The sequence below is a fragment of the Blastococcus sp. SYSU DS1021 genome (genome assembly GCF_054050995.1).
In genome coordinates this window covers 18,196-39,168 of record NZ_JBJHAL010000002.1, presented here as the reverse complement: position 1 = coordinate 39,168, position 20,973 = coordinate 18,196, and the positions used below count along the sequence as shown (strand labels likewise).

Below are 20,973 nucleotides of genomic sequence, written 5' to 3'. Positions count from 1 at the left end.
GCCGCCCCGTGACCGAACGCACCCTCGTCCTCGTCAAGCCCGACGGCGTCTCCCGTGGCCTGGTCGGTGAGGTGATCACGCGGCTCGAGCGCAAGGGGCTGCGCCTGGTCGCCGCCGAGCTGCGCACCCTGGACCGGGAGACCGCGGAGACCCACTACGCCGAGCACCGCGAGCGGCCGTTCTTCGCCGACCTGGTGCAGTTCATCACCAGCGGCCCGCTCATGGCGCTGGTCGTCGAGGGGCCGCGGGCCATCGAGGCGTTCCGCGCCCTGGCCGGTGCCACCGACCCGGTGAAGGCCGGCCCCGGCACCATCCGCGGCGACTTCGCCCTCGAGGTGCAGAACAACATCGTGCACGGCTCCGACTCGCCCGAGTCCGCCGAGCGCGAGGTGAAGCTCTTCTTCCCGAACCTGAGCTGAGATCTCTCCTCGTCGCCGAGATCCCGTGATCTCGGCGCGCGAGAGCGCCTGATGTGCCGAGATCGCGTGATCTCGGCATATCAGGGGGCGGGTCAGGAGTCGGCGTCGGCGGGCTCCTCGGGGGCGGTCCAGGCCAGGTGCCAGTACGACAGCAACCCGGCGGAGAACCAGAGCAGGAAGCCCAGGCACAGCGCGAGGTCCACGTGCTCGGTGAGCGCGACGAGCGTGACGGCACCGAACCAGGCGGCGAAGTGCAGGGCGGTGCTCGGCCAGCCCACCGCGCTGTACGACCGCTCGCGCACCCGCTGCTGGTGCTCGTCGAGCGACCGGGTGCTGCGGTCGAAGACGCCGCGGATGCCCAGGTTGAGCAGTGAGTGCAGCGGGATGAACGCCAGCATCCCGGCCGTCCACGCGGCGAAGAACCACGTCGACCACCCGGTGCCGGTGATCGCGGCGGTGAGGGTGGCCGCGATCAGCGCCACCAGGAGGACGGCCTCGGCGACGACGGCGCGGCGGCGGTTCGTCAGCGAACGGGCCCAGGCGTATCGCCCGTCCTCGAACGTGCGGGCGAGGTAGGTCTGCTCGGGGGAGATGGTCACGACGTCCTCCTGAGGAGTTCCTGGCTGAGCGAGGGCAGCGGGTCGAGGGAGAAGATCGCCTCTACCGGCAGGTCGAAGTAGCGGGCGATGCGCAGGGCCAGGGCCAGCGACGGGCTGTACTCGCCGCGCTCCACGTAGCCGATCGTCTGCGGATGGACGCCGACGGCGTCCGCGAGTTCCTTCCGGCTCACGCCACGGTCGGCCCTGAGCACGGCGATGCGGTCGTGGACCTTGTCCGCCTCACCCTTCGGCTGTCTTCCCATGCAACAAACCGTAGCATAAATACAACGAGGCGGCGCAAGGGTCGTTGTCCTGGCTCACCGTGTGGGGTCCTGGCTCACGGTCGACGCTGAGCCAGGACCCCTAACGATCAGGTCACCTGATCAACACGGGCCCGGCGGGGCGGCGGCTACCCTGGACCGGTCATGACTGCAGAGCTCCGCACCACCGCCGGCGAGTCGCTGTACCCGCGACTCGAGCCGCTGCTGGCCCAGATCCAGAAGCCCATCCAGTACGTGGGTGGTGAGCTCAACGCCCAGACCAAGCCGTGGGAGTCCGCGGACGTGCACTGGGCGCTCATGTACCCCGACGCCTACGAGGTGGGGCTGCCCAACCAGGGGCTGATGATCCTGTACGAGGTGCTCAACGAGCGCCCCGACGCCCTGGCCGAGCGCACCTACGCCGTCTGGCCCGACCTCGCCGCGCTGATGCGCGAGCACGGGGTCCCGCAGTTCACCGTCGACGGCCACCGCTCCGTGCGCGACTTCGACCTCCTGGGCGTCAGCTTCGCCACCGAGCTGGGCTACACCAACCTGCTCGAGGCCCTCGACCTCGCCGGGGTCCCGCTCCACGCCGTCGACCGCGACGAGACCCACCCGGTCGTCGTCGCCGGCGGGCACGCCGCCTTCAACCCCGAGCCGGTCGCCGACTTCGTCGACTGCGCGGTCCTGGGCGACGGCGAGCAGGCCGTCGGCGACATCACCGACGTCGTCAAGGCGTGGAAGGCGCAGGGGCGCCCGGGCGGCCGCGAGGAGCTGCTGGCCCGCCTGGCCCGCGTCGACGGCGTCTACGTGCCGCGCTTCTACGCGTTCTCCTACGGCCCCGACGGCACGATCGCCGCGGTGACCCCGACGCGCGACGACGTCCCGGCGAAGGTCGGCAAGCGCACCGTCATGGACCTCGACGAGTGGCCCTACCCGAAGCAGCCGCTGGTGCCGCTCGCCGAGAGCGTGCACGAGCGGATGAGCGTGGAGATCTTCCGCGGCTGCACCCGCGGTTGCCGGTTCTGCCAGGCCGGGATGATCACCCGCCCGGTGCGCGAGCGGACGATCACCGGCATCGGCTCCATGGTCGAGCAGGGGCTGAAGGCCACCGGCTACGAGGAGGTCGGCCTGCTCAGCCTCTCCAGCGCCGACCACTCCGAGATCGGCCAGGTGGCCAAGCAGCTCGCCGACCGCTACGAGGGCACCAACACCAGCCTCAGCCTGCCCAGCACCCGCGTGGACGCCTTCAACGTCACGCTGGCCAACGAGCTCTCCCGCAACGGCCGGCGGAGCGGGCTGACCTTCGCCCCCGAGGGCGGCAGCGAGCGCATCCGCCGGGTCATCAACAAGACGGTGTCCAAGGAGGACCTCGTCCGCACGGTGACGACGGCGTACGCCAACGGCTGGACGCAGGTGAAGCTCTACTTCATGTGCGGGCTGCCGACCGAGACCGACGAGGACGTGCTGGAGATCGCCGAGCTCGCGGTCGAGGTGATCCGCGCCGGCCGCGAGGCGAGCGGCCGCAAGGACATCCGCTGCACCGTCTCCATCGGTGGCTTCGTGCCCAAGCCGCACACGCCGTTCCAGTGGGCGGCCCAGGCGAGCGCCGAGACCATCGACCACCGGCTGCGGGTGCTGCGCCAGGCCATCAACGCCGACCGCCGCATCGGCCGCTCCATCGGCCTGCGCTACCACGACGGCAAGCCCGGCGTGATCGAGGGCCTGCTCTCCCGGGGCGACCGCCGGGTGGGCCGGGTCATCGAGCGGGTGTGGCGCGAGGGCGGCAAGTTCGACGGCTGGAGCGAGCACTTCTCCTACGAGCGCTGGACCCAGGCCGCCGCCGAGGAGCTGGCCGCCTTCGGGGTCGACCTCGACTGGTTCACCACCCGCGAGCGCACCGAGCACGAAATCCTGCCCTGGGACCACCTGGACTCCGGCCTGGACAAGGAGTGGCTCTGGGAGGACTGGCAGGAGGCCCTGTCGGAGGAGGAGGTCGCCGACTGCCGGTGGACCCCCTGCTACGACTGCGGGGTCTGTCCCACCATGGGCACCGAGATCCAGATCGGGCCGACGGGGCGCAGCCTGCTGCCGCTCACCGTCGTCTGATGGCGCGCCAGCCCGACGGCCCACCGCCGCCGCCGACCGTCCAGAAGCTCCGGATCCGCTACGCCAAGCGGGGCCGGCTGCGGTTCGCCTCCCACCGCGACCTCGCCCGGGCCCTGGAGCGGGCGCTGCGCCGGGCGCAGGTGCCGATGGCGTTCTCCGCCGGGTTCAGCCCGCACCCGAAGATCTCCTACATCGGGGCCGCGCCGACCGGGTCGGCCAGCGAGGCGGAGTACCTGGAGATCGGGGTGGCGATCCGCTGCGACCCCGAGGCGGTGCGGGTCGCGCTCGACACCGCGCTGCCGCCGGACATCGCCGTCCTGGAGGTCGTCGAGGCGCAGGAGGGGACCGGGTCGCTGGCCGACCGCATCGACACCTCCGTCTGGCGCGTGGAACTGCCCGGCGTGCGCCTGGAGGAGCTCGCCCCGGCGGTCGAGAAGTTCCTCGCGGCCGACGTCGTCACCGTCGCCAAGCGGACCAAGAACGGCCTCAAGGACGTGGACGCGCGCCCCGCCGTGGCCAGCGCGTCAGCGTCGGAGGAGGCAGGTTGTGCCATACTGCACATGGTCGTCCGGCAGGTGACGCCCGCTGTACGACCCGACGACGTGTTGGCCGCCCTGGCTGCCGTCGCCGACCTGCGCCCGCCGTTGCCCCCCCGGGCCGTGCGTGAGGCGCAGGGCCGGCTCGACGACACCGGGACCGTGGCCGATCCGTTCGGTCCTGACCGTGCGGCGCGCACCCGCTGCCAGGGGGAGCACGCGACGGTCTGACCGGCGGACGCCCGGAGACCGCGCGCTGTCGAGCGCCACGGCTGCCAGACGTGACGCGCCCGTTCCAGGCCACCCGGCCCGGATGCCCAGACCACCGCAGGACCCGCACCACCACCCCCGGCGTCACCGGAGGTGCGCACCACCACATCCGGCTCCCCGCCGCGGCAACCGTCGCGCGGGAGCCGCCCACAGACTTCGCAGGGCGAGCCAGTCCGCCGTACCCCGCGCGGCGGCCCGCCCCGCCCAACCCGTGCTCCTGCGCGGCCGCCAGTCCTCTCGATCGGCGCCCGGGAGCAGCACAGGAGGCGAGAGCCCTCGTGGCTGACACCGACCACCCGACCACCGAGAACGACGACACGCAGGAGACCGCGGTCCCGCAGGACACACCGCAGCCCGCCGAGGCGGAGGTCACCGGCACGCCGGCCACCCCCGACGAAGGGGCGCCGGACGCCGAGGACGCCGACGAGACGGCGGCCGCCGACGACACCGCGGATGCCCCGGACGGCGCCGCGGCCGAGACGCCCGAGCCCGAACCGGCCGGACCGCGGTTCGGCGCCCAATTCAGCTCACCGGAGCCCACGGCCGTCGTGGCCCGCCCCCGCCGCCGGGCCACCCGGCCGGCCGCCGCGGCCGACCCCGACCACGTCGAGGCCGTCCGACCCGTCGCGGCCGCGCCGATCCCCGCGTTCGTGAGCTTCGTGGCGCCGCCCGACGACGCACCGCCCGCGCCCCGCCGGCGCAGCCGCCGTCCGGCGGAGTCCCCCGAACCCGACGTCGACGACGCCGCGGGCGACCAGGACGGCGAGGACGCGACCGCCGACGAGGCGCCCCGCTCCCGCCGCAGCCGGTCCCGCCGCCGCCCCGCGGAGGAGCAGCCGGAGCGGGCGGAGGCCGACACCGAGGACGAGCAGGCCGAGGACACCGACGACCGCGACGAGTCCGGCGAGGACCGCGACGAGGGTGGTTCGTCGGCGAGCCGGCGTCGCCGCCGGGGCCGGCGCGGCCGCGGGCGGGGCCGCAGCGGCGAGGACTCCTCGGACGCCGACTCCGACGAGGACGGCGGCGACGAGCGACCGCAGGCCGACGACACCGAGGACGACGAGACCTCCGGTGCTGCGACCGACACCGACGAGGACGAGGGCGAGGACGAGGGGTCAACCGGGTCGGGCACCCGCCGCCGGCGGCGCCGCCGTCGCCGTGGCGGGAGCTCCGGCGCGGACGAGTCCTCCGACGACACCGACGACGACGACCGTCCCGAGCGGGCCGGGCGCAACGGCCGCAGCACCAGCGACGACGACGTCCGCGGCATCGCCGGCTCCACCCGGCTCGAGGCCAAGCGCCAGCGCCGCCGGGACGGCCGGGACACCGGGCGCCGTCGCCAGCCGATCCTGACCGAGTCGGAATTCCTCGCCCGCCGCGAGGCCGTCGACCGGAAGATGGTGATCCGCCAGCGCGGCGAGCGGACGCAGATCGCCGTGCTCGAGGACGACATCCTCGTCGAGCACTACGTCACCCAGGCCTCCGCGACGTCCTTCGCGGGCAACGTCTACCTGGGCCGGGTGCAGAACGTGCTGCCCAGCATGGAGGCGGCGTTCGTCGACATCGGCAAGGGCCGCAACGCCGTCGTCTACGCCGGTGAGGTGAACTGGGACGCCGTCGGGCTCTCGGGCAAGCAGCGCTCGATCGAGCAGGCGTTCAAGTCCGGCGACAAGATCCTGGTGCAGGTCACCAAGGACCCGATCGGCCACAAGGGCGCCCGGCTGACCCAGCAGATCAACCTGCCCGGTCGCTTCCTCGTCTACGTGCCCGGCGGCTCGATGACCGGGATCAGCCGCAAGCTGCCCGACACCGAGCGCCAGCGGCTCAAGGACATCCTCAAGCGGATCGTCCCCGAGGACGCCGGCGTGATCATCCGGACCGCCGCGGAGGGCGCCTCGGAGGAGGAGCTCACCCGCGACGTCAACCGGCTGAAGGCGCAGTGGGACGTCATCAAGCAGAAGTCCGAGTCGACGTCGAACGCGCCGACCCTGCTCTACGGCGAGCCCGACCTGGCGATCCGGGTGATCCGCGACGTCTTCAACGAGGACTTCAAGGAGCTCGTGGTCCAGGGCGACGACGCCTGGGACACCGTCGAGGCCTACGTCGCGCACGTGAGCCCCGAGCTCACCGCGCGGCTGACCCGCTACACCGGCCAGGGCGACGTCTTCCACGACCTGCGGATCGACGAGCAGCTGACGAAGGCGCTGGACCGCAAGGTCTGGCTGCCGTCGGGCGGCTCGCTGGTGATCGACCGCACCGAGGCGATGACCGTCGTCGACGTCAACACCGGGAAGTTCACCGGCTCGGGCGGCAACCTCGAGCAGACCGTGACGCGCAACAACATGGAGGCGGCCGAGGAGATCGTCCGCCAGCTCCGGCTGCGCGACATCGGCGGCATCATCGTCATCGACTTCATCGACATGGTGCTCGAGAGCAACCGTGATCTCGTGCTGCGCCGGCTCACCGAGTGCCTGGGCCGCGACCGCACCAAGCACCAGGTCGCCGAGGTGACCTCGCTGGGCCTGGTGCAGATGACCCGCAAGCGCGTGGGCCAGGGCCTGCTGGAGGTCTTCTCCGAATCCTGCGAGCACTGCCGCGGGCGCGGCATCGTCGTGCACCTCGACCCGGTGGACGAGAAGCGCCGGGGCGGTGGCAACGGCGGCGGGAGCAACTCCGGCGGCGGCAAGGACTCCGGCCGGGACTCCGGCGGCAAGGACTCCGGCGGCAAGGACTCCGGTGGCAAGGACGCCGGTGGCAAGGAGTCCGGGCGCAGCCGCGGCGGCAAGGACGCCGTCGCGAAGGAGGCCGAGGAGGTCGAGGCGACCGGCGCGGGCGCGGCCGAGGCGCCCGCCGGTGACGGCGAGGCCGTCGAGGGCGGTCGCGGCGGAGGACGTCGCAGCCGTGGCCGGCGCAACCGCGGGCAGTCGGGGGAGGAGCGCGCGGCCGAGGACGCCGCCGTGCTCGCCGGCACCCGCGCCGACGACGGGACCCCCGCCGGTGAGCCCGTGGCCGACGGCTCGGCCGAGACGGTCGAGGACGTCGATCCGGTCGTCCCGGCCCCGGTCGCCGGTTCGCCGGAGCCCGGGCGGACCGGCCCGGACGACGCGCCGGCAGGTCCGGAGGCGCCGGTGGTCGTGCCGCCCGCACAGCGGGTCGACGCGCGGGTGACGACGGTCCAGCCGCTGCCCGAGACCGCGCCCGCCCCGGTGCCGGTCGCGGAGACCGAGGCCGAGGACGTGCTCCCGGCCGGTGAGGTCGGCGCCGTCGAGGCGCCGGCCGAGTCCGCGCAGCCGATCACCCCGGCGACGACGACGGCCGACGTCGTCCCCGGCGGGGTGGCGCACGCCGCCGACGCCGGGGCCGAGACCCCGGCAGCACCGGCCGAGCCGGCCGCCGGCGACGGCGAGGCGCCGGCCGCGGCTGCCCGGCCGCGCCGCCGCCGGGCGGCCAGCCGGCCGGCCGGTCCGCCGGTGTCCTAGTCCCTGGCAGTGCCCCGCGGCCCCGTCCGGCGGCCCCGGACGGGGGCGCGGGCCCGGGGGAGCGGGGTCGCCAGGGCCACAGCCGGGGCGTGTCGACCGGTGCGGGCAGCCTCGGGTACGCTGGTCGGGTTGCTGCGCCACCGCGCAGGCGCCTCCGGGTGCCGCCGGGACGGCGTGCGCAGCCCGTCCAAGCACCCGGCGCCCCCCGGTCGTGCGCGCCGGACACAGAGCTCGACGTGAAGAAGCTAACGAGGAGTCAGTGGTGTACGCAGTGGTGAAGGCCGGCGGGAGCCAGCACAAGGTGGCCGTGGGCGACACGTTCACGATCAACCGCCTGCAGGGCGCGGCGGGCGACACCGTCGCCCTCCCGGCCATCCTGCTGGTCGACGGCGACACCGTCACCAGCGACGCGGCGGCCCTGGCGAAGGTGACCGTGACCGGTGAGATCCTCGAGCACGGCAAGGGCCCGAAGATCCACATCCACAAGTTCAAGAACAAGACCGGCTACCACAAGCGGCAGGGGCACCGTCAGCCCCTGACCAGCGTCGTGGTCCGCGACATCTCGAAGGGCTGACGCCGACATGGCACACAAGAAGGGCGCCTCGTCCTCCCGCAACGGCCGCGACTCGAACGCGCAGCGCCTCGGCGTCAAGCGTTTCGGTGGCCAGGTCGTGAAGGCCGGCGAGATCATCGTCCGCCAGCGCGGAACCCACTTCCACCCGGGCCTCGGCGTCGGCCGCGGCGGCGACGACACGCTGTTCGCGCTCGCGCCGGGTTCGGTCACCTTCGGCACGCGACGGGGACGCAAGACCGTCTCCATCACTGCGGTCGAGGCCTGAAAGAGGACCCCGTCCTCCTCTGGACGGGGCCGACAAGCAGTTCGCTTCGCGACGAGCGCACGGGCCGACCGGCCCGTGCGCTCGTCGCGCTTGACAGGTAGGTAGGAGGCGGCGCGGACTCGTCCGCTCGACACCCATGGCCGCTTTCGTCGATCGGGTCACCATCCACGTCGCTGCCGGCAACGGCGGGCACGGCGTCTCCTCGGTGCACCGCGAGAAGTTCAAGCCGCTCGGTGGGCCCGACGGGGGCAACGGCGGGGACGGCGGCGACGTCGTCCTCGAGGTCGACCCGAACGTGCACACCCTGCTGGACTTCCACCACCGACCCCACCAGAAGGCGGCCAACGGCCGCCCCGGTGCGGGCAGCAACCGGCACGGCGCCCGGGGCGAGGATCGCGTGCTGCGGGTGCCCGAGGGCACCGTGGTCAGCACCCCCGACGGCCGCGTGCTCGCCGACCTGGTGGGCGCCGGCACCCGCGTGGTGCTCGCCCACGGCGGCAAGGGCGGGCTGGGCAACGCCGCGCTGGCCAACCCCCGCCGCAAGGCGCCGGGGTTCGCGCTGCTCGGTGAGCCGGGCGAGGCGTTCGACGCGGTGCTGGAGCTCAAGAGCATCGCCGACGTCGGCCTCGTCGGGTACCCGTCGGCCGGCAAGTCCTCGCTGGTCGCCGCCATGTCCGCGGCCCGGCCGAAGATCGCCGACTACCCGTTCACCACGCTGGTGCCCAACCTCGGCGTGGTCCGCTCCGGCGACACCGTCTACACGATGGCCGACGTGCCCGGCCTGATCCCGGGCGCCTCGGCCGGCAAGGGGCTGGGCCTGCAGTTCCTCCGGCACGTCGAGCGCTGCGCCGTCCTGGTGCACGTCATCGACATGGCGACCATGGAGTCCGGCCGCGACCCCGAGACCGACATCGACGCGCTGGAGCACGAGCTCGCGGAGTACGGCGGGGAGGAGCTCGACCTCGTCGGCCGGCTCCGGATCGCCGTGCTCAACAAGATCGACGTCCCCGACGGCCGCGAGCTGGTCGACCTGGTCCGCCCCGCCCTCGAGGAGCGCGGCCTGCAGGTGTTCCCGATCAGCGCCGTCACCGGCGAGGGGCTGGCGGCCTTCGGGTACGCGCTGGCCGCGGCCGTCGAGGAGCACCGTGCCTCGCTCCCGGCGCCCGAGCCGGTGCGGGTGACGCTGACCCCGCGCGCGGTCGACGACTCCGGCTTCACCGTGGAGCGCGACCCTGCCGACCCGGAGGCGTTCGTCGTCCGCGGCGTCAAGCCCGAGCGGTGGGTCCGGCAGACCGACTTCACCAACGACGAGGCCGTCGGCTACCTCGCCGACCGGCTCAACCGCCTCGGGGTGGAGGAGCAGCTGGCCCGTGCCGGCGCCCGCGAGGGCGACGCCGTGACCATCGGCGACGTCACCTTCGACTGGGCGCCGACGCTTCCGGCGGGCACGCTCACCGCCGAGGAGTCCGCGGGCCTGGGTGGCCGCGGGACCGACAACCGGCTCGAGGTCACCGAGCGCATCGGGGCGGCCGAGCGACTGGCGGCCAAGCGCGCCCGCCGGGTGCCCTTCGAGGTCACCGAGGACGGCTGGACCGACGAGGACCTCGAGGGGATGGACGACGACCTGCCCGGGAAGGACCCCCGGTGACCCGCGCGGCCGCCGAGACCGCGGCCCGGCCCTCGATCGCCGGCGCGGGCCGGGTCGTGGTCAAGGTCGGCTCCTCTTCGCTGACCACGCTGCCCGGGGGCCTGGACGTCGCACGCCTCACCGCGCTGGTCGACGCCCTCGCCGCCGTCCGGGCGTCGGGCCGGGAGGTGGTCCTGGTCTCCTCGGGCGCGATCGCCGCGGGGCTGGCGCCGCTCGGCCTCGACGGGCGCCCTCGTGACCTCGCCACCGCGCAGGCGGCGGCGAGCGTCGGGCAGCTGCGCCTGGTGCAGACCTACGCCGACGCGTTCGCCCGGCACGGGATCACCGTCGGCCAGGTGCTGCTCACCTCCGACGACCTGACCCGGCGCAGCCACTACCGCAACGCGCAGCAGACGGTCGACAAGCTGCTCAGCCTCGGCGTCCTCCCGGTGGTCAACGAGAACGACACCGTGGCCACCGAGGAGATCCGCTTCGGGGACAACGACCGGCTGGCCGCGCTCGTCGCCCACGTCGCGCGGGCCGACGCGCTGGTCCTGCTCTCCGACGTCGACGGCGTCTACGACGGCGACCCGCGCATCGGCCCGGCGCAGCTGGTCGACACCGTGCGCCACCCGGCGGACCTCGCCGCCGTCGCCCTCGGCTCGGCCAGCCGCAACGGCGTGGGCACCGGCGGCATGGCGACCAAGGTGGAGGCGGCCTTCATCGCCGCGCACGCCGGCGTCCCGGTCGTCGTGACCTCCACGCCCCAGGCCGCCCCCGCGCTCGGTGGGAACCGGGTGGGCACGCTGTTCGCCCCCATGGGCAAGCGGCCCAGCGCCCGCCAGTTCTGGCTGCGCTACGCCAGCCGCCCCCGCGGCCGCCTGGTCCTCGACGACGGCGCGGTGGCCGCTCTCCGGGAGCGGCACGCCTCGCTGCTGGCCGCGGGAATCACCGGCGTCGTGGGGGAGTTCCTCGCCGACGACCCGGTGGAGCTGGTCGGGCCGGACGGCGTGGTCGTCGCCCGCGGGCTGGTCGCCTACGACGCCCGCGAGCTGCCGTCGCTCCTCGGGCGCAAGACCGGCGACCTGCCGCCCGAGCACCGCCGGGAGGTCGTGCACCGCGACGAGATGGTCCTGGTCGGACGCCTGCGCTGAGGGCTGCAGCCCGGCTGAGAGACTGCCCGGGTGACCATCCGCCCCATCCGCGAACTCGGTGACCCGGTGCTGCGCACCCCCTCCGACCCGGTCCGGGCCTTCGACGGCTGGCTGGCCGCGTTGATCCGCGACCTCGAGGACACCGTCGACCACCCCGGCCGGGCCGGGGTGGCGGCTCCCCAGATCGGCGTAGGCGTCCGCGCGTTCTCCTACAACATCGACGGGGTCATCGGGCACATGGTGAACCCGGTCATCGTCGAGCGGTCCGAGGAGATCCAGGACGGCGACGAGGGCTGCCTGTCGGTGCCGGGGATCTGGGCGCCGACCGTGCGCGCGATGCGCTGCGTCGCCGAGGGGTTCGACGTCGACGGCAAGCCGCTGCGGCTGGAGGGCGAAGGGCTGATGGCCCGCTGCCTCCAGCACGAGGTGGACCACCTCGACGGCAAGGTGTTCCTCGACCGGCTCACCGGCGACGCCCGGAAGGCCGCGCTGCGGGCCCTGCGCGACCGCTGATCCGGCGCGGTCCGACGGGTCGAGCGCAGGGGGCTCAGCCGCGGGACGACGCGCAGTCGGCGCAGGTCCCGAACACCTCGAGATCGTGCTGCACGTCGGCGAAGCCGTGCTCCGCGGCGATGCGGGCGGCCCAGCGCTCGACCGGGGGGTCAGCGACCTCCACCGTCATGCCGCACGAGCGGCACACGAGGTGGTGGTGGTGGCTGGGGGAGCAGCGGCGGTAGGCCGCCTCACCGTCGGGGCTGCGCAGCACGTCGAGCTGGCCGTCGTCCACGAGGGCCTGCAGTGCCCGGTAGACCGTCGCCAGCCCGACCGAGTCACCGCGCTCGCGCAGCAGTGCGTGCAGGTCCTGGGCGCTGCGGAAGCCGTCGAGCTCCTCCAGCAGCGCGAGGACCGCGCTGCGCTGGCGGCTCGGCCGCCGGGCGCTGCCGTCGGTCTGGTCGGCTGTGCTCACCGTGCACCTCCCGTCCCGGGCCCGCCGGGGACCGTCGCCGTGCCGTGCTCGTCGTAGTGGACTCCCGCGCCGGTCAGGTGGGGGGCGTGCAGGTGGCCGTCGTGGTCGTAGTCGACGTGGTCGCCGTGCGGTACCGGCCGGTGGCCGCACCCCTCGCCGTGCTCGTGCGGATGGGCGCCGTGGACCGGGCCGCGCCGCCGGTGCCGACGGCGCGCGGTGGCCTCCCGCAGCGCCACCGCGCCGGACACGACGAGGAAGACCGCGATCGCCAGCAGCACGATCGTCCCGCCCGAGGGGGTGCCGGTGTAGTACGACGCCGTCGTCCCGGAGACGCTGACCACCAGGCCGATGCCGCACGCCAGGTAGAGCGCCTGCCGGAAGCTGCGCGCCAGCAGCTGCGCCACCGCGCTGGGCACGATCATCAGCGCGCTGATCAGGAGCAGGCCGACGATGCGCATGGAGAGCACCACGGTGGCGGCGACCAGGGCGGCGAGGACGACGTTCAGGGCGAGGACCGGGAGGCCGACGGCCCGGGCGTACTCCTCGTCGTCGCTCACCGCGTAGAGCCGCTGGCCCAGCAGGGCGACGGCGGCGAGCACGGTGAGCGCGATGACCGCGAAGACGACCAGGTCGCCGGCGCCGGTGGTGGTGATGGCGCCGAAGAGGTAGGCGTCGAGGTTCGTGGCCTGGCCCCTCGGCGCGAGGCTGAGCAGCACCACGCCACCGGCGATGCCGCCGTAGAAGAGGACGGCGAGCGCGACGTCGCCGCTGGTGCGGCCGCGGGCGCGGACCAGTTCGATGAGCACCGCGCCCAGGACGGCCGCGACCAGGGCCGCGCCCACCGGGGCGGTGGAGGTGAGCACCCCGATCGCCACCCCGGTCAGGGCGACGTGCCCGAGACCGTCGCCGAGCAGCGAGAGCCGGCGCTGGACGAGGAAGACCCCCACCGCCGGCGCGACCAGCCCCACCATCAGCGAGGCGAGCAGGGCGCGCTGCATGAACCCGTACTCGAGGATCTCCACGTCAGCGGCTCCCCTTCGCCGTCCGCGCCGTCACGGTCGGCTGGTCGAGCCGGTACCCCGGCCGTTCCGGCTCCGCCGCTTCCCCGCAGTGGTGATCGTGGCCCGTGGCCGGCTCCGCGCCGGTCAGCGGCCCGTCGTAGGCGATCCGCCCGTGGTCGACCACGACCGCGCGGGTGAGCACGCCGGCCAGCGGCGCGGTCTCGTGGGTGACCACGAGCAGGGTGGTGCCGGTCGCCGACACGCGGCCGAGCACCTCGGCCAGCGCGTGCTGGCTGGCGGCATCCACCCCGGCGGTCGGTTCGTCCATGATCAGCAGCTCGGGCTGGGCGGCCAGCGCCCGGGCCACCAGGACGCGGCGCTGCTGGCCGCCGGAGAGGGAGGCGACCGGCTCCTCCATGCGGTCCGCGAGCCCGACGGCGGCGACGGCCTCGCCGACCGCCACGCGGTCGGCCGCTCCGAGCCGCCGGAACAGGCCCAGCCTGGCCAGCCGGCCGACCGACACGACCTCGCGGACGGTGGCGGGTACCGCTCCGCTGACCGTGTGCCGCTGCGGCACGTAGCCGATCCGCCCGCGTTCGCGCAGCCGGCCCACCGGCGCGCCGAGGACCTCGACCTCTCCGTCGAGCACGGTGGCCAGGCCCAGCAGCCCTCGGGCGAGGGTCGTCTTCCCCGAACCGTTCGACCCGAGGATCGCCACCGCCTCGCCGTGCCGCACCGTCAGCCCGACGCCCGTCACGATCGGCACGTCGTCGTAGCCGATGCTGGCGTCGCGCAGCCGGACGGCGGCGCCGGAGCGTGCGGTCATGAACAGGACTGGCCTTCCTGCAGCGTGGCAAGGTTGGCGCGCATCACCTGCAGGTAGTCCTCGCCCGCGGACTCGTCGGTGAGCCCCTCGATCGGGTCGAGCACGGCGACCTGCGCACCCGCCTCCTCCGCGACCGTCTCGGCGACCGCGGGGTCGACCAGGGTCTCGGTGTAGACGGTCGTGATCCCGTGCTCCCGGACCAGGTCCGCGATCTCGGCCTGCTGCGCAGGGCTGGGCTCCTGGGACGGGCTCAGCCCGCTGATGCCGACCACCTCCAGACCGTAGCGCTCGCCGAGGTAGCCGAAGGCGTCGTGGCTGGTGACCAGGGTGTCGACGGCGCAGTCGGCGAGCCCGGCTTGCATCTCCTCGTCGAGGGACTCCAGGTCCGCCCGCAGGGCGGCGGCGTTCTCCTCGTAGGTCGACGCGCCGTCGGGGTCCAGCTCGGTCAGGCGCTCGGCCAGGGCGTCGCCCACGGCGGCCAGCCGGGTCGGGTCCAGCCAGAAGTGCGGGTCGGTCGACTCGTCGCCGTGGGAGTGCTCCTCCTCGGCGGCGTGCTCCTCGGCGGCGTGCTCGTCGTCCGCGTGCTCGTCCTCGGCGTGCTCGTCCTCGGCGTGCCCCGCGTGCTCACCCTCGACGAGGTCCGCGGCCTGGCCGGCGTCCCAGGCGGCGTCGCCGGCCTCGGAGGCGGCCGCCTCGTCCAGCGCCGGCTGGAAGCCCTCCAGGTACACGAGCAGGTCGGCGTCCCCGACGGCGGCGACGTCACGCGGGGTCAGCTCGAGGTCGTGCGCCTCGGCTCCCGACGGCGTCAGCGAGGAGACGGAGACGCGCTCCCCGCCGACGCGGGCCGCGGCCCACTCCAGCGGGTAGAAGCCCGCGACCACGGAGACCTCGTCGCCGCTCGCACCGCCCCCGCCGTCGGAGGCGCACCCGGCGGCGAGGAGCACGCCGGTGGTGGCGAGAGCGGTGAGGGCGACCCGGGAGGCGGCGATGCGCATGAGAATCATTCTCTCACGCTGGGTACGTGGGTGGTCCAGGGGCCCGGACGGACGTGGGACGGGGCGCCCCGCCGCGTACCCTCACGGGCGTGTCCGACGTCTCCGGCCTGCCGCTGATCGGTGCCGCCGCGCTGCGCGCGAAGGCCGCCTCCCGCGTGCTGCGCACCCTGCCGACCGACACCAAGGACGCCGCGCTGACGGCGATGGCCGACGCGCTGGTCGAGCGCACCGACGAGATCCTGACCGCCAACGCGGCCGACGTCGCCGCCGCGCGGGCCGACGGCACGCCGGAGGCGATCGTCGACCGGCTGCGCCTGGACGCCGGCCGCGTCGCCGGCGTCGCCGACGCGCTGCGCCAGCTGGTCGCGCTGCCCGACCCGGTGGGCGACGTGGTGCGCGGCTCCCGGCTGCCCAACGGGCTGGAGCTGAAGCAGGTCCGCGTCCCGCTCGGCGTGGTCGGGATCGTCTACGAGGCGCGCCCGAACGTCACCGTCGATGCCGCGGGCCTGTGCCTCAAGAGCGGCAACGCGGCGCTGCTGCGCGGGTCGGCGTCGGCGTTCGGCACCAACGCCGCGCTGCTCGCCGTCCTCACCGAGGCCGGGGAGAAGGCCGGGCTGCCCGCCGGGTTCGTCGAGCTGCTCCCGGCCGACCGCGCGTCGGTGGGGGAGCTGCTGAACGCCCGCGGTCTGGTCGACGTGGTGATCCCGCGCGGCGGCGCCTCGCTGATCCAGCGGGTGGTGCGCGAGTCGCGGGTGCCGGTCATCGAGACCGGGGAGGGCAACTGCCACGTGTACGTCGACGCCTCCGCCGACCCGGAGATCGCCGAGGCGGTGGTGCTCAACTCCAAGACCCACCGGGTGAGCGTCTGCAACTCCGCGGAGACGCTGCTGGTGCACCGCGACGTCCCGTTCCTGCCCCGGTTGCTCGCCGCGCTCGCCGGCGCCGGCGTCACGCTGCACGGTGACGACGCCGCCCGGTCCGCGCATGACGGCGTCGTCCCAGCCACCGACGAGGACTGGGGCACCGAGTACCTCTCGATGGACATGGCGGTGCGGATCGTCGACGACCTGCCGCAGGCCCTGGAGCACATCGCGCGGTGGAGCACCGGCCACACCGAGGCCATCGTGGCCGACTCGGCCCGCGCCATCGCCGACTTCACCGCCGGGGTCGACGCCGCCGCCGTGCTGGTCAACGCCTCCACCCGGTTCACCGACGGCGGCGAGTTCGGCTTCGGCGCCGAGATCGGCATCTCCACCCAGAAGCTGCACGCCCGGGGCCCGCTCGGCCTGCCCGAGCTGACCTCCACCACGTACGTCGTCACGGGGTCCGGCCACACGCGCTGACCCTGCCGCCTCCCGAGGAGCCGCATGCCCCGCCCGCCGTCGCAGTCCCCCCACTTCTCGTCGGTCGCGGACGTCAGCAAGCGGCTGTCCACCGCCGGCTACCTGCCCGACGCGCAGATCGCGACGACGGTCTTCCTCGCTGACCGCCTCGGCAAGCCGCTGCTGGTCGAGGGACCGGCGGGCACCGGCAAGACGGAGCTGGCCAAGGCGCTCGCCGCGGCCACCGGGTCGGAGCTGATCCGCCTGCAGTGCTACGAGGGCCTGGACGAGGCACGCGCGCTGTACGAGTGGAACTACAAGAAGCAGCTGCTGCGCATCCAGGCGTCCCAGGCCGAGGGCGGCGCCGACTGGGACACCGTGCACGACGACATCTTCGGCGAGGAGTTCCTGCTCTCCCGGCCGCTGCTGACCGCGATCCGCCGCACCGAGCCGACCGTGCTGCTCGTCGACGAGACCGACAAGGCCGACGTCGAGGTCGAGGGGCTGCTGCTCGAGGTGCTCAGCGACTTCCAGGTCACCATCCCGGAGCTCGGCACGATCGCGGCCACCCGCCGGCCGACCGTCGTCCTCACCTCCAACGCCACCCGCGAGCTCTCCGAGGCCCTCAAGCGGCGCTGCCTGTACCTGGCGCTGGACTACCCGTCGGCCGAGCGGGAGCGGGAGATCGTGCTGTCCCGCGTGCCCGACCTCGCCGCGGGGCTGGCCGACCAGCTGGTGGCCACCGTGCGGGCGCTGCGCGGGCTGGAGCTGAAGAAGTCGCCGTCGATCTCGGAGACCCTCGACTGGGCGCAGACCCTGCTGGAGCTCGGGCTGGACACCCTCGACGAGCCGGCGATGGCCGCGACCCTCGGCGTCGTGCTCAAGCACGCCAGCGACCAGACGCGGGCCGCGGCCGAGCTGCGGCTGAACTGATGGCCGCGCCGGTGGCACCGGGGCGGGAGCCCGGCGGGCTGGCCGGGCACCTGGACGGGTTCGTGCGGGCGGTCCGCGAGGCCGGCATCCCGGTGGGCATCAGCCAGGCGGTCGACGCCGCGGAGATCCTGACCGTCATCGACCTGCTCGACCGCGAGCAGCTGCGCCACGGGCTCGCGGCCGTGCTGCTGCAGCGCGCCGCGCAACGCGATGCCTACGACGTCCTGTTCGACCTGTGGTGGCCGCTCGGCGACCGCCCGGTGCCCGACGCGGGGGACGGCGACGGCCCGGGCGAGCCGGGGGAGTCCACCCTCGACGTCCCCGACGACGCCGCGCTCGCCGCGCAGATGCGGGACGAGCTGCTCCAGCTGCTGCAGGACGGCGACCCCGAGGCCCTGCGCCGGTTCGCCCGCGAAGCAGTCGACCTCCTGGGGCAGGGGCAGCCCACCCCGTCGGGGCAGTCGTACTTCAGCTACCGGGTGATGCGGGCGCTCTCGCCGGACACGCTCGTGGCCCAGCTGCTCGCCGGGCTGCTCGGGGAGTCCGGCCGTGGTGGCCTGGCCGAGCAGGTGGCGCGGCAGACGGTGCGCGACCGGCTGGCGGCCTTCCGGACCGCGGTCGAGGCGGAGGTCCGCCGGCGGACGGCGGCGGAGAAGGGCCGCGACCGGGTCGCGAAGAACGCCGTGCGGCCGCTCGCCGACCAGGTCGACTTCCTCCGCGCCCAGTCGGCCGACCTCGCCGAGCTGCGCCGGGCGGTGGCCCCGCTGGCCCGCCGGCTCGCCGTCCGGCTCTCCGCCCGCCGGCGCCTCGGGCGTCAGGGCCGGCTGGACTTCCGCAAGACCGTGCGGGCCTCGCTCGGCACCGGCGGGGTCCCGGTGGTCACCCACCACCGGCCGCGCAAGGTGCACAAGCCCGAGCTCGTGGTGCTCTGCGACGTCAGCGGCTCGGTGGCCGGGTTCAGCCACTTCACGCTGATGCTCACCCAGGCGCTGCGGGAGCACTTCACCGGTGTGCGGGCGTTCGCGTTCGTCGACTCCACCGACGAGGTCACCCGGTTCTTCCGGCCGGGTGTGGACGTCGCCGACGCCATCGCCCGGATCGGCCGCGAGGCCCAGGTCGTGGGCTTCGACGGGCACAGCGACTACGGCACCGCGTTCGACGTGTTCGCCGACCGCTGGGCCTCGGCCATCGGTCCCAAGACGTCGCTGCTCGTGCTCGGCGACGGGCGGACCAACTACCGGCAGCCGGGTGTCCCGGTGCTGGCCGGCCTGGTGTCGAAGGCCCGCTCGGCGCACTGGCTGAACCCCGAGCCGCGCCGGCTCTGGGGGAGCGGTGACTCCGCCGCCGACCGGTACGGCGAGGTCATCGACATGGTCGAGTGCCGCAACGCCGCTCAGCTCGCCGACTTCGTCACCACCCTGTGAGAAGGGACCGACGTGCCGGTGCGCCGGCGGCCCCGAGGTGCTTCCGGGTCGGTGCGTAACCGCACGCTGCCGGCTCCGTTGGACAACGCGGTGCCGACGTGTCGTCACCCGCCGGCCGCACCGGTGCGGCCGGACGGCGACCGGCTGCACGGGGGAGCCGGTCGCCGTCGCCGTCGGCCCGGTGGGGTGCGCGGGCCGGTCCTCGCGGCGCGGGGTCGGCACCCCCGGATACGCTCGGCCGGTGGCGGGACGACGAGTCGGCGTGATGGGTGGGACCTTCGATCCCATCCACCACGGGCACCTGGTCGCCGCCAGCGAGGTCGCCGGGCTGTTCGGGCTCGACGAGGTGGTGTTCGTGCCCACCGGTGAGCCGTGGCAGAAGAGCGACCAGGTGGTGAGCCCGGCCGAGGACCGGTACCTCATGACCGTGATCGCGACGGCGTCGAACCCGCGGTTCTCCGTGAGCCGGGTCGACATCGACCGGGGCGGGCCCACCTACACCTTCGACACGCTCACCGACCTGCAGGCCCAGCGTCCGGGGGCCGAGTTGTTCTTCATCACCGGCGCCGACGCCCTGGCCCAGATCATGACCTGGCGCGACGGTGCCCGGTGCTTCGAGCTGGCGCACTTCATCGGGGTCACGCGCCCCGGGTACACGCTGGCCGACAGCCACCTGCCCGAGGGCGGGGTCAGCCTGGTGGAGATCCCCGCGCTTGCCATCAGCTCGAGCGACTGCCGCGACCGGGTGGGCCGCGGCATGCCCGTCTGGTACCTCGTGCCCGACGGCGTGGTCCAGTACATCGAGAAGCGCGGCCTCTACCGCGAGCCCGCGCGGCGCCCTGCCCCCGGGCAGGCCCGCGACGGGCGCCCGGCGGGTGACCGCCCCACCTACGACCGCCCACCCCCGACCGGGCCCGGGAACACCACCGGCCCCGACGGTGCTCGCACCCCACCCACGACGTCCCACCTCCAGGAGGTGCCCGAATGACCGCCTCGCCCGAGGCCCGGGAGACCGCGCTGCTCGCCGCCCAGGCCGCCGCGGACAAGCTGGCCACCGACGTCACCATCGTCGACGTCAGCGAGCGGCTCGCCATCACCGACGCCTTCGTCCTCGCGTCCGCACCCAACGAGCGGCAGGTCCAGGCCATCGTCGACGAGGTCGAGGAGCGGCTGCGGGAGCACGGCGTGAAGCCGGTGCGCCGCGAGGGCGTGGCCGAGGCGCGCTGGGTGCTGCTGGACTTCATCGACGTCGTGGTGCACGTCCAGCACGCCGAGGAGCGGGCCTACTACGCCCTCGAGCGCCTCTGGAAGGACTGCCCGTCCATCCCCTTCACCGACGCGGCCGACCCCGGGTCCGCCCCGGGCGCCCCGGCGGACGCCGGCTCCCCGTCGGTCGCGGAGACGGCCGGCCAGTGACCTCCCCGGCCGTGCCCGAGCTGCCGGTGACCCGGCTGGTGGTCTGGCGGCACGGGCGCACCGGGTGGAACGCGGCCGGACGGTTCCAGGGGCAGCTCGACCCACCGCTCGACGAGGTCGGGCGGGCGCAGGCGGTCCACGCCGCACCGCACCTCGTGGCCTCGGCCGGGCTGACGCCCCGGTCGACGGCGGTGGTCGCCAGCGACCTCGGCCGCGCCGCGGACACCGCGCGGGCACTCACCTCGCTGCTGGACGTGCCGCTGCGGCTGGACCCGAGGTTCCGCGAGCACGGGATGGGCGCGTGGGAAGGCCTCACCCGCGAGGAGGTGGCCGACCGGTACCCCGAGCAGTACGCGGACTGGCTGGCCGGGCGGCCGGTGCGGGGCCGCGGTGGGGAGGAGGCCCCGGCGGTCGTCTCGCGGGTGGTCGCAGGGCTCGCCGACCTGCCACCGGCGGACGTGGCCGTGGTGGTGACCCACGGGGGCACGAGCGGCCGGCTGATCGAGGCGCTGCTGGAGCTCGGGCCGGACCACCGGCGCGTGTTCGGTCCGCTGGACAACTGCGGGTGGAGCGAGCTGGCCCGGCAGAGCGGCCGGTGGCGGCTGCTCCGGCACAACGCGTCGGCCGGTCCGCTGCTGGAGGGGCTCGCCGCGCCCGCGGCGGACCGGCTCCGCGCGGATCCCGAACAGGGGGCTCCCGGAGCGGCCGGTGACCGGCCGGACCCGGGCCCGGCCCAGGACGCCGACGCCGTCGGCTGACCGGCCCGAGCACCACGCTCCGTACGGCGCGCGGTCGGC

General features: G+C 74.5%; 21 protein-coding genes. 15 read left to right on the top strand and 6 right to left on the bottom strand.

The window, feature by feature from the left end; genetic code table 11:
- The first annotated feature begins 8 nt into the window (after nucleotides 1–8).
- Nucleotides 9–419: a nucleoside-diphosphate kinase gene (gene ndk, locus ACI8AP_RS01755; protein WP_456587604.1), complete on the top strand. Its 411-nt coding sequence runs from the start codon at nucleotides 9–11 to the stop codon at nucleotides 417–419.
- Between the two features lie 92 nt (nucleotides 420–511).
- Here ndk and ACI8AP_RS01750 read toward each other — a convergent pair whose 3' ends face one another.
- A complete protein-coding gene (locus ACI8AP_RS01750) occupies nucleotides 512–1,018 on the bottom strand; it encodes a hypothetical protein (protein WP_456587603.1) in 507 nt (168 codons plus the stop codon).
- Nucleotides 1,015–1,281: a helix-turn-helix transcriptional regulator gene (locus ACI8AP_RS01745; protein WP_456587602.1), complete on the bottom strand. Its 267-nt coding sequence runs from the start codon at nucleotides 1,279–1,281 to the stop codon at nucleotides 1,015–1,017. Before ACI8AP_RS01745 ends, ACI8AP_RS01750 begins: the two co-directional genes overlap by 4 nt.
- A gap of 162 nt (nucleotides 1,282–1,443) precedes the next feature.
- Between ACI8AP_RS01745 and ACI8AP_RS01740 the strand changes: the two genes are divergently transcribed.
- The 8 genes from ACI8AP_RS01740 (at nucleotide 1,444) to ACI8AP_RS01705 (ending at nucleotide 11,805) form a co-directional block, all read left to right on the top strand.
- The gene (locus tag ACI8AP_RS01740) at nucleotides 1,444–3,387 is read left to right on the top strand and encodes a TIGR03960 family B12-binding radical SAM protein (RefSeq protein WP_456587601.1); all 1,944 of its coding nucleotides are present in this window, start codon (nucleotides 1,444–1,446) and stop codon (nucleotides 3,385–3,387) included.
- Entirely contained in the window at nucleotides 3,387–4,154 is a 768-nt protein-coding gene (locus tag ACI8AP_RS01735) for a TIGR03936 family radical SAM-associated protein (RefSeq protein ID WP_456587600.1), read from the top strand. Before ACI8AP_RS01740 ends, ACI8AP_RS01735 begins: the two co-directional genes overlap by 1 nt.
- A 317-nt stretch (nucleotides 4,155–4,471) precedes the next feature.
- Nucleotides 4,472–7,672: an Rne/Rng family ribonuclease gene (locus ACI8AP_RS01730; protein ID WP_456587599.1), complete on the top strand. Its 3,201-nt coding sequence runs from the start codon at nucleotides 4,472–4,474 to the stop codon at nucleotides 7,670–7,672.
- Between the two features lie 262 nt (nucleotides 7,673–7,934).
- A complete protein-coding gene (gene rplU / locus ACI8AP_RS01725; RefSeq protein ID WP_092195728.1) occupies nucleotides 7,935–8,246 on the top strand; it encodes a 50S ribosomal protein L21 in 312 nt (103 codons plus the stop codon).
- A gap of 7 nt (nucleotides 8,247–8,253) precedes the next feature.
- Complete coding sequence (gene rpmA, locus ACI8AP_RS01720; protein WP_014375373.1) at nucleotides 8,254–8,511, top strand: 50S ribosomal protein L27; 258 nt, start codon at nucleotides 8,254–8,256, stop codon at nucleotides 8,509–8,511.
- A gap of 136 nt (nucleotides 8,512–8,647) precedes the next feature.
- Complete coding sequence (gene obgE, locus ACI8AP_RS01715; RefSeq protein WP_456587598.1) at nucleotides 8,648–10,159, top strand: GTPase ObgE; 1,512 nt, start codon at nucleotides 8,648–8,650, stop codon at nucleotides 10,157–10,159.
- Nucleotides 10,156–11,292 (top strand): glutamate 5-kinase, encoded by a 1,137-nt coding sequence (gene proB, locus ACI8AP_RS01710; protein ID WP_456587597.1) that lies wholly within the window; start codon nucleotides 10,156–10,158, stop codon nucleotides 11,290–11,292. The genes obgE and proB overlap by 4 nt, the downstream gene beginning before the upstream one ends.
- Before the next feature lie 30 nt (nucleotides 11,293–11,322).
- Nucleotides 11,323–11,805 (top strand): peptide deformylase, encoded by a 483-nt coding sequence (locus ACI8AP_RS01705; protein WP_456587596.1) that lies wholly within the window; start codon nucleotides 11,323–11,325, stop codon nucleotides 11,803–11,805.
- A 34-nt stretch (nucleotides 11,806–11,839) separates the two neighbouring features.
- Here the strand turns inward: ACI8AP_RS01705 and ACI8AP_RS01700 are convergent, their stop codons facing one another.
- From ACI8AP_RS01700 to ACI8AP_RS01685, 4 genes are read right to left on the bottom strand one after another with little or no spacing between them, the layout of a single operon-like run.
- Nucleotides 11,840–12,259 (bottom strand): Fur family transcriptional regulator, encoded by a 420-nt coding sequence (locus ACI8AP_RS01700; RefSeq protein ID WP_456587595.1) that lies wholly within the window; start codon nucleotides 12,257–12,259, stop codon nucleotides 11,840–11,842.
- Entirely contained in the window at nucleotides 12,256–13,281 is a 1,026-nt protein-coding gene (locus ACI8AP_RS01695; protein WP_456587594.1) for an iron chelate uptake ABC transporter family permease subunit, read from the bottom strand. Before ACI8AP_RS01695 ends, ACI8AP_RS01700 begins: the two co-directional genes overlap by 4 nt.
- Nucleotide 13,282: 1 nt before the next feature.
- A complete protein-coding gene (locus tag ACI8AP_RS01690; RefSeq protein WP_456587593.1) occupies nucleotides 13,283–14,086 on the bottom strand; it encodes a metal ABC transporter ATP-binding protein in 804 nt (267 codons plus the stop codon).
- The gene (locus ACI8AP_RS01685; RefSeq protein ID WP_456587592.1) at nucleotides 14,083–15,090 is read right to left on the bottom strand and encodes a metal ABC transporter substrate-binding protein; all 1,008 of its coding nucleotides are present in this window, start codon (nucleotides 15,088–15,090) and stop codon (nucleotides 14,083–14,085) included. The genes ACI8AP_RS01690 and ACI8AP_RS01685 overlap by 4 nt, the downstream gene beginning before the upstream one ends.
- An 80-nt stretch (nucleotides 15,091–15,170) precedes the next feature.
- Between ACI8AP_RS01685 and ACI8AP_RS01680 the strand changes: the two genes are divergently transcribed.
- The 6 genes from ACI8AP_RS01680 (at nucleotide 15,171) to ACI8AP_RS01655 (ending at nucleotide 20,934) form a co-directional block, all read left to right on the top strand.
- On the top strand, nucleotides 15,171–16,424 hold the full coding sequence (locus tag ACI8AP_RS01680) for a glutamate-5-semialdehyde dehydrogenase (protein WP_456587591.1): 1,254 nt from the start codon (nucleotides 15,171–15,173) through the stop codon (nucleotides 16,422–16,424).
- 24 nt (nucleotides 16,425–16,448) lie between these two features.
- A complete protein-coding gene (locus ACI8AP_RS01675; RefSeq protein ID WP_456587590.1) occupies nucleotides 16,449–17,336 on the top strand; it encodes an AAA family ATPase in 888 nt (295 codons plus the stop codon).
- The gene (locus ACI8AP_RS01670) at nucleotides 17,336–18,760 is read left to right on the top strand and encodes a vWA domain-containing protein (RefSeq protein WP_456587589.1); all 1,425 of its coding nucleotides are present in this window, start codon (nucleotides 17,336–17,338) and stop codon (nucleotides 18,758–18,760) included. The genes ACI8AP_RS01675 and ACI8AP_RS01670 overlap by 1 nt, the downstream gene beginning before the upstream one ends.
- Nucleotides 18,761–19,001: 241 nt before the next feature.
- Nucleotides 19,002–19,748 carry a nicotinate-nucleotide adenylyltransferase gene (nadD, locus tag ACI8AP_RS01665; protein WP_456587588.1) on the top strand — a complete coding sequence of 249 codons (747 nt, stop codon included), beginning with the start codon at nucleotides 19,002–19,004 and terminating at the stop codon, nucleotides 19,746–19,748.
- The gene (gene rsfS, locus ACI8AP_RS01660) at nucleotides 19,745–20,176 is read left to right on the top strand and encodes a ribosome silencing factor (RefSeq protein WP_456587587.1); all 432 of its coding nucleotides are present in this window, start codon (nucleotides 19,745–19,747) and stop codon (nucleotides 20,174–20,176) included. The genes nadD and rsfS overlap by 4 nt, the downstream gene beginning before the upstream one ends.
- Nucleotides 20,173–20,934 carry a histidine phosphatase family protein gene (locus ACI8AP_RS01655; protein WP_456587586.1) on the top strand — a complete coding sequence of 254 codons (762 nt, stop codon included), beginning with the start codon at nucleotides 20,173–20,175 and terminating at the stop codon, nucleotides 20,932–20,934. The genes rsfS and ACI8AP_RS01655 overlap by 4 nt, the downstream gene beginning before the upstream one ends.
- Nucleotides 20,935–20,973: the final 39 nt, after the last annotated feature.